The organism is Bacteroidetes bacterium GWF2_43_63 (genome assembly GCA_001769275.1).
GTDB lineage: Bacteria > Bacteroidota > Bacteroidia > Bacteroidales > DTU049 > GWF2-43-63.
The window spans coordinates 24,341-38,135 of the sequence record MEOQ01000007.1; the positions used below are offsets into that span (position 1 = coordinate 24,341).

Annotated in this window: 13 protein-coding genes; 4 read left to right on the forward strand and 9 right to left on the reverse strand. The window is 41.7% G+C overall.

The features are described from left to right. The first annotated feature begins 44 nt into the window (after positions 1-44). The gene (locus A2W93_09840) at positions 45-1,298 is read left to right on the forward strand and encodes a hypothetical protein (GenBank protein ID OFY56156.1); all 1,254 of its coding nucleotides are present in this window, start codon (positions 45-47) and stop codon (positions 1,296-1,298) included. Here the strand turns inward: A2W93_09840 and A2W93_09845 are convergent. The 9 genes from A2W93_09845 to A2W93_09885 form a co-directional block, all read right to left on the reverse strand. Further along, the gene (locus A2W93_09845; GenBank protein OFY56157.1) at positions 1,291-2,070 is read right to left on the reverse strand and encodes a UDP-2,3-diacylglucosamine hydrolase; all 780 of its coding nucleotides are present in this window, start codon (positions 2,068-2,070) and stop codon (positions 1,291-1,293) included. The two genes, A2W93_09840 and A2W93_09845, sit on opposite strands and share 8 nt — an antisense overlap. Beyond that, entirely contained in the window at positions 2,025-3,290 is a 1,266-nt protein-coding gene (locus A2W93_09850) for a hypothetical protein (protein OFY56158.1), read from the reverse strand. The genes A2W93_09845 and A2W93_09850 overlap by 46 nt, the downstream gene beginning before the upstream one ends. Then, positions 3,259-4,455, reverse strand: coding sequence for a hypothetical protein (locus A2W93_09855; GenBank protein OFY56159.1), 1,197 nt, complete (start codon positions 4,453-4,455; stop codon positions 3,259-3,261). The genes A2W93_09850 and A2W93_09855 overlap by 32 nt, the downstream gene beginning before the upstream one ends. An 8-nt stretch (positions 4,456-4,463) precedes the next feature. Next, positions 4,464-4,940, reverse strand: coding sequence for a cytidine deaminase (locus A2W93_09860; GenBank protein OFY56160.1), 477 nt, complete (start codon positions 4,938-4,940; stop codon positions 4,464-4,466). Beyond that, a complete protein-coding gene (locus A2W93_09865; protein OFY56161.1) occupies positions 4,921-6,501 on the reverse strand; it encodes a hypothetical protein in 1,581 nt (526 codons plus the stop codon). Before A2W93_09865 ends, A2W93_09860 begins: the two co-directional genes overlap by 20 nt. Before the next feature lie 3 nt (positions 6,502-6,504). Beyond that, positions 6,505-8,154 carry a peptidase S41 gene (locus A2W93_09870; GenBank protein OFY56169.1) on the reverse strand — a complete coding sequence of 550 codons (1,650 nt, stop codon included), beginning with the start codon at positions 8,152-8,154 and terminating at the stop codon, positions 6,505-6,507. Between the two features lie 224 nt (positions 8,155-8,378). After that, on the reverse strand, positions 8,379-8,771 hold the full coding sequence (locus A2W93_09875) for a hypothetical protein (GenBank protein OFY56162.1): 393 nt from the start codon (positions 8,769-8,771) through the stop codon (positions 8,379-8,381). A 5-nt stretch (positions 8,772-8,776) separates the two neighbouring features. Further along, positions 8,777-9,529, reverse strand: a complete 753-nt coding sequence (locus tag A2W93_09880) for a uroporphyrinogen-III synthase (GenBank protein ID OFY56170.1) — start codon at positions 9,527-9,529, stop codon at positions 8,777-8,779. A gap of 26 nt (positions 9,530-9,555) precedes the next feature. Further along, a complete protein-coding gene (locus A2W93_09885) occupies positions 9,556-10,422 on the reverse strand; it encodes a hypothetical protein (protein OFY56163.1) in 867 nt (288 codons plus the stop codon). 461 nt (positions 10,423-10,883) lie between these two features. On the opposite strand from A2W93_09885, the gene A2W93_09890 reads away from it, so the two are divergent. The 3 genes from A2W93_09890 (at position 10,884) to A2W93_09900 (ending at position 13,602) form a co-directional block, all read left to right on the forward strand. Next, the gene (locus tag A2W93_09890) at positions 10,884-11,405 is read left to right on the forward strand and encodes a hypothetical protein (GenBank protein ID OFY56164.1); all 522 of its coding nucleotides are present in this window, start codon (positions 10,884-10,886) and stop codon (positions 11,403-11,405) included. A gap of 337 nt (positions 11,406-11,742) precedes the next feature. Continuing rightward, positions 11,743-12,099: a hypothetical protein gene (locus tag A2W93_09895; protein OFY56165.1), complete on the forward strand. Its 357-nt coding sequence runs from the start codon at positions 11,743-11,745 to the stop codon at positions 12,097-12,099. Positions 12,100-12,399: 300 nt separating this feature from the next. Then, complete coding sequence (locus tag A2W93_09900) at positions 12,400-13,602, forward strand: acetate kinase (GenBank protein OFY56166.1); 1,203 nt, start codon at positions 12,400-12,402, stop codon at positions 13,600-13,602. Positions 13,603-13,795 lie beyond the last annotated feature (193 nt).

The window sequence follows — 13,795 nt, forward strand, 5'->3', positions numbered from 1 at the left end:
CTTGTTTTTCACAAGGTAACGTTTGTTACAAATCCGCCTCCCGGGTGGCGCCGATTCTGCCGGAATGTCAGTCCTCTTCTCTGGAATTTCTGACTATAAAGTCATCAGTTTCCGTGATTAGGGGTGGCGCCGTTTGCTCCGGAATCAGTGGCGCTCATTGCTCCGGAATCGGTGGCGCCGAATGGTCCGGAATAGTCAATTACTGGGATATTGCTTTGGCAGGTGATCAGTCTTTCCCATACGTATTAGCAGCAATTGGTGGGATAGGACATATTAATGTTTATAACCATAATGCTGAATCAAAAGAAGATTTAATGCTTAGACTTGTGGATGTCGGTATAAGAGAGCATTATGAATATTTGCCACTGCTGTTTTCATTATTGCATCCAGAAGATGATTACACAAATCCAATATCTCAGGAATATTATGAATGTCTTCTTGATGCAGCGCCCTGTACACCGTATAACGGAGATGTTCTATCGGTTGAATGGAGTCGTGGTGATCGAATTGGCGGGGACAGAGTCGATGTTCCAAATGGAGATAATGCCGAAAGCAACACCTCAATTTCTCCCATTTACTATATGTTTTATTTTAACTTATCTAATGAGGTCTTTTATTATTCAGCTTATGATTTTTCGCCAATTGCAATTAATCAAATGGCTATAGAGAATATACATTTGGAATTTCAAACAGAATATGATAAAAAAAATTACATGGCATCAAATACAATTATTGCAAATGATTACAATGTTGGAAATACTTTAGGAAGAAATTCAGAAGACATCCTACCCATACCAGAAATAGGTCGTGTTCAATTTGTTGCTGGAGAAAAAATAACTTTAGGTGAAAATTTCAAGGTGATTGAAGGGGCTTCATTTCACGCATCTATTGATCATAGAATTAATGCACGGCAATGTTCGGAAACTTCATTTACAGATTGTCACCATATTCTTGATGATGCCAGGTATAATGAGAATTTGATATTATTCAGACTTAAAGATTCAGTTTTACAAGCTCAATTATATTCTGTGAAATTTAATGATGAAAATCAATTTGCACTTTCATCTGAAATTTTGCTTAATGCAATTCCCAATCCAAGCAATGGTAAATTCACCATTGAATCAAATTTGCGTGATGCCGAAATGCTGGTCATGACTATGACAGGAGAAGTTATTTATTCGGGTCACTATCAGGATGGGAAAATTGAAATTGATTTGACTGGTCTGAATATGGGCGTTTACATTCTCAACCTTAGAAATGAGTCGGCAACAAAATCAATTAAATTGGTGATTAATTAGCAAGTTTCAGCAATTTCATCTCACCATCAAAAACACCGTAGGTTTTGTGGTTGACCCATTCGCCAAGGTTTATGTAGTGTGCGTTTTCGATTTTCATGTCCAGTGGAAGATGGCGATGCCCAAATACATAAATGTTGGCGCGCTGCTCTGCGGGCGTGTTTTGAATATACTGCACCAGAAATTCCTTCTCGTCGCCGTTGTATTTTTCATCGGCAGCGCCATTGGCAATGCGGCTTTTGCGCGACAGCCAGCGGGCCAGCCCGAAGGAGAAATTCGGATGGAGCCGGGCAAACAACCATTGATTGAAGCGGCAAGCAAACATGCGCTTGACAAATTTATATTTTTTGTCACCAGGTCCGAGTCCATCGCCATGACCCACTTCGATTGTTTTTCCGTTCACCAGAAAACGCTGCGGCTCGCGGAATAATTTCAACCCGATTTCCTGTTCAAGGTAACCAAACATCCACATGTCGTGGTTGCCAGTGAATGCAAAAATCTGAATACCGGAATCGGCCATCTGAGCCAGTTTGCCGAGTAAACGTACATGCCCGCGCGGAACAACGTGACGATATTCGAACCAGAAATCGAACAAGTCGCCACACAGAAAAAGATGTTGGCAATCGTTTTCAATTTTATTCAACCACTGCACGAAAGCCAGCTCCACATCGCGGCTGGCAGGAATGCCGAGATGAAGATCCGAAGCAAAATACATTTTTTTGCCGGGACTTAGATCAAGTGCAGTTGCTTTCTGCGGTGCGGATTGTCGAGCCATGAATGCGGATTGAGACGGTCAAAGTTAATAATAAAACGGATTCGCTGCCAGTACTTATCGGTGTTGAGCAACAGTGCGTCTTTGCTGCTCTTGTCGTGTACAAGCGGGAAAGCGATTTCGAAAATTTTCTGTGGCGTGGTAATGAGCAAGCCGCCCTCGAACACTCCAAAAGGCTTATTGGCTTTCAGCGGATCGGGGGCAATGCCCGCTGCAACATAGATCCGAAGCGGTAAATCGAAAGGCATGGATACACTGCCCGAAACAGAAAGATTCCAGCTCCAGCTTTGTCCGACAGGAGAAATACTGTACAGACTGCCAGGTCCGGGCATTCCCTGCATTTTGTAAATGGCATCGTTTACATTGCGGCCGAGAAACCAGCCGTCGTAAAAGATATCGGTTTTCCAGCCAGGCATATTGGGACTGAAGCGTGCGTCGTAGTTTTGTGAAAACACTGAATCGTAGCAAAGGAATATACCTGCAAATGCACGAAATGTGAACCAACGCTTCGGTTCGTAGTTGTAGTCGTATTCATAATTTGCACTCATGCGTGCAAAATTGCTCCAAACATCGGCATTCACCGAAGTGCTGAATGGCTGCGTGGAATCGTATTTTTCGTAGGTCCAGCCGGCGCGTATGGCATTCAGTATTTTGTGATGTTGTGTCGGGCTGTAACCCGAGCCGTTGCTGACCCAGACAATTTCTTCGGCGCCGCTCTGATGATATTTCAATTCAAGCTGATGTTGTGCGGGCACGCTGTCGGAGCCGGTTTCCAGTATTGTGCGAATGCCGGTTTCGAATTTGTAATAGCTGAGTGGTTCGCCTTCGTAAGACGGAAGGTGAAAACTCTTGCCTTGCAGAAAAATTGAAACTGCGCTCAGCGGCTTGTTTTCGAAGTATCGGTTGACCGAAATATTTCCGGCGCCTACCAGCGATTTTGTATCAGTACTATACATCGGCACCAACTGATACCTGAATTTCTTTTTGTCATTCATTTGGTTTGTAATGTACACACCCGGCATCCAGTGGTCGTTTTCGTTCCATCCAACCAATGGGAAAATAAATGTTTCATGCAGAGTTGAATCGTCTTTCAGCGTGTATAATCGTGGATGAAAAGACAGGTTTTGTGCTGTCAACTCCTGGACTCCACCTAGAGTGACAGAGATGATCAACAGCAATGTCAGAGCCGTTTTAAATCGGTCTGAAAAGTTTGTATATATCATTTCCGACAAAGTCGATATTTGAATTTTTACTCACTATTTCACCTTCACGATTCAGCAAAAAGAAATAAGGTGTTTTTTCGATGTGATAGAGTTTTGCGATAGGGGAGTCGGTATATTTAAGGTCGCAGATATTGGTCCATTTCATTTTTTCTTTTTCGACCGTAGCAGTCCACATTTCGCGGTCATAGTCGAACGATACAGAAACAATGGCCAGCCCTTTCGGGCCGTAATTCTGCTGATATTGCCGGAGTGCAGGCAACTGTCGCATGCTTTCGGAAGACCATGAAGCCCAGAAATGAAGCAGAACCACGTGTCCTTTGAGATCGGAAAGTTTGAACTGATTTTCGTTTAAATCGGGCAGCGAAAAATCGGGAGCAACTTTACCGGAATCAAGTCTGTTTTTAATTTCCGCTTCCTCTTTGATGGCCAGACGGGTTTTATTGACTTTCATATTCAGGTGTCCGACATGCTCGAAATCAGGATATTTTGCAGCGAGTTTTTTTGCCAGATTTTCATACACTGAAAAATATTCGAACGGATCCAGCACTGGCTGGCGGCCGAAATACTGATAAAGAATGAAAAGACTTCCGAGTGATTCGGGGTTTTTTTTCACGAGGTCGAGCGTATAATCGCGTTGATTCTTATAAATGATTTTTGCGGTTGAATCAAGCGAGTCGCGCACCGCCATTTTGTTCTCAGCATATTTGTTGTTTTCCCAGATCAGCGCTAGTGTGTCTAATTGTTTAAACTGATTGCGTGAAAAATCAAGATATTGAGCAAGAAGTTCAGTCGCCGGAGATCCGCTCACAGTATAGGATTCGGCAAGTGCGTTGATGTCGCCGCTGAGTGTGATGGTCTGTCCGGGTTCAGCAATTACGGTTATGAAATTATCTTCTGCTGTAGAAATTTTAAGGAATAACGGTTTATCAGTCTCGCGTCGGAAGCGGAATGCGCCGTCTTCATCAAGAATGAGGGAGTCTGTTTTTTCAATTTCCTCGACATGGATAATGTCAATATAAATTACATTGGCGCGGCTGTGAATGAAGCGGCCATCAATTAGAATTTCTTTTTCAGAAGCAGTGTCTTTATTGCCACATGAAGAGATAAGAACAACCGAGGCGGCTGATGATGCAAGAATCAGAAAAGCGAAAAATAATTTTCTCATTAGCTGGATTATTCAAATTTGAAACTAAAAGGAAGTAAATCCACAATACTATCGAAAATAAAACCTTTGCCATTTTCGCCAACAAGAATTATTTTGAAAGGCTTGTTCTGACGCATTGTAGACTCACTCATGACCTGACGACAAGCACCGCATGGATTGGCAACGGTTTTTAGTTTCTTCCCTTTTGTGCGGGCGGTAATCACCAATGTTTCGATCTCGATGCCCGGATAGCTTGTTCCGGCCTGAAACAGAGCGACGCGTTCAGCGCAAAGGCCACTTGGATATGCGGAGTTTTCCTGATTGCTGCCAAGAACAACCTTTCCGCTGGCAAGTTGCAGCGCAGCTCCTACATAAAATTCAGAATAAGGGGCATAAGCTGTTTTGGTGGCTTCAATCGCTTTTTCTATGAGTTTCTGATCCTTTTTACTAAGCTCTTCGGGGCTTTCGAAAGAATGATAACAAATTTTAAGCTCTTTCTTTTTCATTTTCAGACGTGTTTTTTTGCGGTATTATGAAAAGAATAAAACTGTTGAACAATGCATAAAAAGTTACACCTACCTGTGTTTCGAGTGTGTCTTCATTAAGCAGAGACAACAAAAATATGAAAATAAATCCAAGATATAACTTATAATCAGGTATTTTGTGAAATAGAAACGGAGCTGCCAGAGAAAAAATAAAGACGATTAGTCCTGCAATTCCTAGCGCCACTGCGATAGAGAGATACTGATTGTGAGATCTGAGCCGGTATTCTTTTTTTATAATGGAATTGCTTCTGACATATTCGTGCTGAAAAGCATTTGTAATGTCGCCTGTTCCAAAACCAAAAACTGGTTTTTGCGAAATGAGCGACAATGCGGTTTTCCAGTATTCAAAGCGCTGTGTGAGCGAATGTCCGCTGGGGTCACCGGTCAGTTTGTAATAATTGAGTTCCCACAAAAAGCGGTACATTCTTTCGCGATAAGGATCGAATTCAGGCAGCAGGCAATTGGAATAGCCGTTTTCAATGTTCCGGATATCGGTATCGCTGAGTTGCATGACTCCTGCGCTGTCCTTTGGAAGCCCTTTTGAGGTAAGATATCGGGTCAGAATGTTTATTTTCCCTGCAGCCATTGAGTCCGACTCAATAATTTTTGACTGACTTCGGTTATTCCAGACTGGAATCATTTCCGGAACATTCAGATTTACATACATGTAATGCCCGTTCTCTGTCAGAAGATTTACTGTGTCCTGAATGTAATAGTTCCCATTGATTGTTTGCTTTGGGAGCTCGGAAAAATCCTTTATATAAGGCTCAGGAAAACATCTGTTTTTTACATCTAGGAAGCCGGCAATTCCGAGTATTGTTGTCAGCAATAGAGCAGCAAGCAGCACATACTTTATTCTCCTTTTCCTGAGAAAACTCCAGTAAAGAAACGGGATGAAAAACAGCAGGGAAATCATTACCACATATCCGGTGAATGATTCAAGAATGAACAGAAAATAGAGAAGAATTATGATTGCAGGCACAACGGCAAATTTGTACCACGCTGCCGGCAAATCACTAAAATGAATAAGGATGATTATTGAGAGGCAGATCAGGAGCGAAAAACGGATATGGCTTTGCCCAATTGCAATGCGCTCCGGAGCTGCCGGTGACACATAATAATTTATCAGACTCAGTATGGAAAGCAACAAAACATTGGCTGCGAAGAATAATAAGAGATTAATCGCTCTGTTTTTTTTCATTGGGCCAGCTGCAAAAAACAAAACCGGCAATGCAAGCATGGGGAGTTTGTTCTGAATGTCTTTCATTCCATATTTCATGTCGCTGGTCCACAGCAAACCAGCAAGATGTAAGAGATAAATTGAAATAATGGCAAGCACAACCGGTGAACGGAAAGCTGCAACCAATCTGCTTCTCGACGCCTTATCACTTAAGACAGCAAACAGAAGAAAAAACTGTGAGATGGAGAGAATAAATTTCGAAAACACCAGTCCGAACAGCATCAGTCCGATTACTGCCGGATATTTCCAATCATGAAATAATTCAGTTGTTTTCGAAGACATGATTTATTTTCCGGATAGAATTCTATTGTATTCAGTTTGGTTATTCAGAACCTCAACAGCTTTTTTCACTTCTTTATCAGTACGCAAATCATAAATGATTCGTCCTTTCTGATAATAGTAACGCGACACTATTTCATTGGCAACTACATTCATGATTTCGCTGCTGAACAGTTCCAGATCGCGCTGTTTATTATGTCCGACTTTCGATTTCAGACTGGTAATTTCAGTGCTTGAATTGTCGTAATACTTATCTTCCTTCATGGCTTCGATCAGCTCTTCAAGCTTTCGCTCGCTCGTTGTCTTATAATCAAATTCACGACCTTCAATATACGTTAGGAATTGCTGATATTCAGTTTTCGTGAATTCGAATTTATCCGGCGAAGGAATGGTGGCATGATCGCGAACATACTGGGTCACAAAATTGAAAATATGATTTTTCACCAGAAGACTAATAGTAATATCGCTCAGTGAATCTGGCTTCAGATCAATGTCGGGGAGAATTCCGCCGGCATCATAAACAACGCGTCCATTTTTGGTAGTGAATTTCTGTTTCGTTGAATCATTGAAATGAACAGCTCTTCCATTCACTTTTTTTGAGTAGTCGATGGCCTGAATGCAACGGCCGCTTGGAATATAATATTTGGCAGTAGTAACTTTAAAACTGGTATTGTAGCTGAGCGGAATAACGTTTTGAACCAGCCCTTTGCCATAAGATTTTTGTCCAATGATAACACCTCGGTCAACATCCTGGATGAACCCGGCAACAATTTCACTGGCCGAAGCGCTGTAACCATCAATCAGAACCGCCAGACGAATGTTTTTATCGGTGGCGCTGTTGAGTGTTTTGTATGATTTGTTGCTGTCGCTGAGTTTTCCTTTGGTCTGAACAACGAGATTTCCGCGATCAACAAAAATATTGGCAATATTCACGGCTTCGTTCAGCAATCCGCCGCCGTTTCCGCGCAGGTCAATAATAATTCCTTCCATTCCGGAGTTACCGGCTTTAAGATTTTCGAACGCCTGTTTTACCTGATTGCCCGCGTTCATGGTGAATCCGCTGAGTTTGATATAACCGACTTTTGGATCAACCATACCTGAATAGGGAATGTCGCTGATGGTAATTTCTTTGCGCTGAATTGAAAGGCTGATCGGTTCCTCTTCAAAAGGTCTTTTAATAAGAAGTTCTGCATTGCTTCCCGGCTGGCCCTTCAAAAGGTCACTGACTTCGCTCACCGTTTTACCCGAAACCGATTTGCCATTGATTTCAAGAATCTGATCTCCGGCTCTGAGTCCGTTCAGCTGGGCCGGAAATCCTTCGTAGGGTTCGGTGATAATAATCCGGTCATCCTGTTGTTGAATCAGGGAGCCGATTCCGCCATATTGACCGGTGGTCATGAATCTCACATCTTCAATATCCGATTCCGGAAAGAATACTGTGTACGGATCGAGCGATTTCAGCATTTCGTCGATGGCAATTTTCATCAGTTCACCGGGCTGCAGTTCATCGACATAATTTTGATTCAGTTCCCTGTACAGCGTTGTAAAAATGTCCAGATTTTTAGAAATCTCGAAATCGCTGTTGGTGGAAGATGTTGAAAAAAGGCCAACTGTGATGAGAATTACAATGAGAATCTTATTCAGAGATTTTTTCATGCCTGCAGGATTTGTGATGTTTTTCAGGAACAGGGTCATATCCGCTGCCGCCCCATGGATTGCAACTGGAAATTCTTTTTATCGTGAGCCAACCGCCGCGGAAAAACCCGTGTTTTTTGAGCGCTTCGATTCCATATGCCGAACACGAAGGTGTGTAGCGACACGAGGAAGGAAGCCATGGCGAAATGGCTACCTGGTAGAAGCGAATAAACAACACGAAAAAATTAGCGAGCGGTCGTCTCATGGTGCTTTATTAAACGTTGGATAAGTGATTTTATTTTTGATTCGATAACAGAATACGGCAGAATTTCACCGCTTTGATAATAAAGACCAACCTGAAGTAAAACCGACTCGTTCAGACATTTGTCGCGCAATGCCCCGACATTGAGTCTCCAGGCCTCACGCATGCGGCGCCGGACGCGGTTTCGATCGACTGCTCTTTTTAACCGTTTTTTGGGAACTGCTAATAAAACCTGAATGCCACCGCAATCAGCTTTTGCAGAAATGAAACGACAGAGCAGAGGTGGTTCATTGAAAACAGAACCGTTGTGAAACAGCAGAGAAGGTTGTGTGGTTCCTTTTATCCGTTCTTTTCGCGGTAAGGAAAATGATTTCACAATCGTTATTTTTTCTTCTTTGAGGCTTTGATGAATTCATCAATAGCCATGGTCATGCTCGGCGCATTGGGCGTCGGAGCCGGTATATCAACCCTTAATTTTGCAGCTTCGGCGGCCTGCAAGGTTGTTTTTCCATAAGTAGCGATCAATTGTTCGCCCTGAGTGTATTTTGGAAAATTATGTTTCAGCGAGACAATCCCGCTGGGACTAAAGAAGCAAAGAAGATCAAATGCGGTGATATCAATATCTTTAAGGTCAGCACTTTCGTTTTTATAGATGACGGCTTTCTGAAAGTTTACGTTATTGGCCGTCAGCATTGAATACAATTCTTCGTTGGGGGAGTCATTGCAGGGAAGCACCAGTTTCTCGTCCTTGTGTTTTTTCAGCAGCGGCAACAGGCTCTGATAGGTTGAATCGCCGTAAAAAATCTTGCGCTTGCGGAATTGAATATATTTCTGCAAATAAAAAGCAATCTGGTCGGAAGTACAGAAATACTTCATGTTTTCCGAAATCTCGATCCGAAGATCTTTGGCAAGTGCGAAGTAATTTTCAATGGCGTTGCGGCTTGTAAAAATTATTCCGGTAAATTCGGCCAGATTAATTCTTGACTGGCGGAATTCGGCTGAACTAAGCCCTACAACAGCAAAGAATTTTCGGAATTCAAACTTAACGTTGTGCTTTGTAATAAGTTCCTGATAGGGCGTTTTTTCAATTTCAGCCGGCTTGGGTTGCGATACCAGAATGTTCTTTATTTTCACCACAGTTGAGATATTTGAGATTGAAATTATTGTGAAATGCGCTCTGCAATTAGTTTTAAGGCAAATGCAACGGGAACGATTTCGACGGTGCAAAAATACAAAATAAAATAAAACAAGCCGTAGGTTGTTTCTAAAATTCCTGTATAGAGAGAAAGTAGTATCCTGTAAGCCTGTAGCAGCGCTACGAAACCAAGGGTGATATACCAGAAGATTTGAGCAACAGGGCTGAACGCAACAGCGAACAACATTAAAGGCAGTACTGTTGCCAGCATGGCCATTATGAAATAATCCCGATAAAGATACTGTTCAGTGATTTCGGATGTCATGTAAACCACTTTTGCCAGATATATAATCAGGTATCTCAAAATATAATATCCACTGAAACCTGCCAACAGTAGCAACAAGGTCTCAAAACCATTTTCAGCCGGAATAATCTCTTTGTGAAAAAGCCAGAGCCAGGTTCCGACAGCCAGGCATAAAGCCGTGTTAAGGACGATGATGTAGGTTGACAGGTGGTTGCCGATGCTGAAATTCCGCATAAAGATCGAAGCAAATCGATTGTTGAAGGCCGCTCGGAAAGCGCCCTGAATTCTCTGGAAATCCACTCTCACCAGCCAAAGCGAAATGAGCAGAGGAACGACAAGGGCTGTAATAAACAAAAAATCGTCGGGGTTGTTTTTTTTTGTTTCCGGAGCAGGATTTCCTATGTCGGTGTTTGTGAAAAACCGACCGCTCGAAGAATAATCACTGGCAGTCGTTTGTCGGATTATAGTTGAATCCGGATTTTCTGAAAACAATACAGGAGCTTCATCCATGGTGCGGCCATGCAAATAAAGCGCTGAAGTGGTGTCTTCAACTCTGAACGGCATGAATGTCTGCGGCGAAATCTCCACGGGTTGATGTTTTCGAGGTGCAAAGGTACAAATTTAATGGCTCAACGCTTGCCGCGGACCGCGCAGAACATCGTGAGTGGAAAGTTATCAAGTGAAAAAGTTGAAAGGCGACGTAAGAAACACTACGCAGAGAGTATAGCGCATGACTTTGACATTTTTATCTTTTCACTTTTATCTTTTGTCTTTTATCTTTTGTCTTTTTGTATTCGCTCTCGCTCTGATTTCTACAACCTCTCTGCGTTGCTGACTGTGTCACGTTTTACGTGAAAGCGACCTGTCACGATTGCTATCGTGAGCGTTGGAGAATTTGTCTTTAAGCATCTGGTGCGATTTATAAGTGGTTTTACTGAAATTGATATTTTTACGGCAACCAAACATCATATTATTAAAACAAAAAACAAATAAGAAGTGACAAAAAATAAAATATTTCATATCATTGTACATTCAATTGTGAAGTTGCCATGAAAACAAAATCAATTAATAATATTTTCGCTCTCGCACTCATTCTGTTCACTGTTTTGGGTTGTGGCAAATTTGAGGATGGGCCAAAAATAAGTTTCAGGTCTGTGATGAATAGAATATATGGGACATACAGGGTTGAATATGTCTCAAAAAACGGAGAGGATCTGACAAATTACTGGAAGTCGTATTACGATCTTAGTTTCAAAATTTATTCTCCGTATTATGAACGACCTGATGATTCTCCATCCTTGGAGGTATCTGGTTTTATCGAATGCAATGATTCGTTAATAAGCTATGCAGCAGGATATCAGACATTTATTCAAATCGATAAAAATGTATATATCCCGATGTATAATTACATGATTGATACGGCATTGTATCCAGACCGGCATTTTTACCCTTTGTTGATTACAACAGAGGAAGGTGGCGTAATGTTCAGAGTGACCCGGTTAACCGATGACGAAATGTGGCTTTTTCTTGATGATGATAACGACGTGTATGAAATAAAAATGAGAGAATAGGTATGATACGGTCTGGACTTGCACTAAAGATTTTTTGCAAAAACAGCCAATCTTTGGGTGGAAGCTCCGGCACTCTGCTCAACAAAATAGAAGAACTCCCCCTTTGTGTGATTGATCTGAAAAAGGAAAACGAGAAATTGAGAAAAATGATTGAAAGTGTTTCAAATTAACCGTTAACCAAACCCCAATGAAAACAAAATCAATCAGGAATATATTCGCTCTCGCTCTCATTCTCTTCACTGTCTTTGGTTGTAGCAAATATGAGGATGGGCCTTTGATTAGCTTTCGTTCAGCTGGTAGAAAAATACATAATACTATCTGGAGCATAGAATCTGTGATGAAAAATGACAATGATATTACTGTTGATGTTCATTCGCATTTTAATCGAATAAGTTTTTCAGGCAATCAGGATGAATACAGTAATATTGAAGGACTTGATTTGTTTAATGGATCAACTACCGTAGGCTTTGGCTTGTGGTATTTCTCAGACAACGAATATAATGATAATGATTTTTCAAAACTGACTATGCATCTCATAAGTTTTCCCGGAGACACAGCAGCATGCTATCCTTTTCCGTTGAATAAATTTTTGATTTTTAAAATCAATAGATTGACGATGGAAGATTTGTGGATTGAGCATACCGATAGTGTTCAAAACGAATATGTGATTAAATTTGAGAATAATCAGCAATGAAAAATTTGATTTGGCGCAATCATCGCCAAAAAACACATAAAGCTCCTTCTAATCCGCCGCGGCGCATTCCATGTTCCTCTTGATCCGTCAGGATGCACGGATTTTTCTGTGTTCTCTCAACCTTAACCTTGACCTTGACCTCAACCTTGACCTTGACCTCAACCTTGACCTTGACCTCAACCTTAACCTTCCGGCTTGCCTTTTTCCAAAGCAGAATTTATTTTTTCGGAATGTCTGATTTTTTCAAAATTTACAATACATTAGCGGTGATTTTCAAACCAATTAAATTACATCTCAAAAATGAAAATACTCGTATTGAATTGCGGCAGCTCCTCCATTAAGTATCAGCTGTTCGACATGGACAAAAATGAACAGGCCCTGGCCAAAGGATTGCTCGAACGTATTGGAATTCCGAACAGTCTGCTCAAACATTCATCAACCGGGAAAGACCCTATTAAAGAGACCAGAGATATTCCGGATCATACGGTCGGAATTCAGTGGATTATTGACACTTTGCTTGATCCCGTGAAAGGTTGTCTGAAAGATAAAACCGAAATCAATGCTGCCGGGCACCGCGTGGCGCATGGTGGTGAATTCTTCTCAGAAAGTGCGTTTATTGATTCGAAAACCAAAGACGCTATTGAAAAGCTTATAGAACTGGCTCCATTACACAACCCTGCAAACCTCAAAGGTATTCTGGCCATTGAAGCATTGTTGCCAGGACTGCCTCAGGTGGCTGTTTTCGACACTTCTTTTCATCAATCAATGCCGGAGCATGCATTTCTTTACGGACTTCCATACGAAATGTATAAGGATAAAAAAATCCGCCGCTACGGATTCCATGGCACCAGCCATAAATTTGTTGCCGAAAAAGCAGCAACAATATTGGGACTGGACTGGACAAAATTGAAAATCATTACCTGCCATCTGGGCAACGGATCTTCAATTGCCGCTATTCTCAATGGTAAGTCGATTGATTCTTCGATGGGCTATACTCCTGTTGAAGGTTTGCTGATGGGAACCCGGGTTGGTGATCTTGACCTTGGCGCATTGCTTGCCATTATGGATCGCGAAAACATGTCGAATGCTGAAGCCAATACGCTCATCAATAAGAAAAGCGGATTGCTTGGTATTTCAGGTGTCTCTTCTGATATGCGCGACATTGAAATAGCTGCAGCCGAAGGAAATCATCAGGCCAACATGGCGCTGGAAGTTTTTGCCTATCGTGTGAAAAAATATATTGGTTCTTATATGGCAGCGCTGAATGGTCTCGATCTGCTTATTTTCACCGGTGGTATTGGTGAAAATGATGGCGAGAGCCGCCGCCGTATATGTAGCAATATGGAAGGCCTCGGTGTTGAATTTGATATTGAGAAAAACAAAGGTTTGCGTGGCACAGACGCAGTAATTTCAACATCATCATCCAAAGTGAAAGTGATGACCATCACCACTGACGAAGAGCTGGTGATTGCCCGCGACACATTTCGTATTGTTACGAAGTAATTTTTCTGAATTCTGATAAAAACCTCTGTAGTGAAAGCTGCGGAGGTTTTTTTTAATAAAAAAATGCCTCTGGATTTTTCCTGACTTCGCCACTGGGACACCCATTTTTTTTCTGAAGTTTTTGAGGAAATTCATCCAATAAAAACAAAGGAAGAGTGTAAATACTTATTATGAATTTTTCCTGACCTGCAGC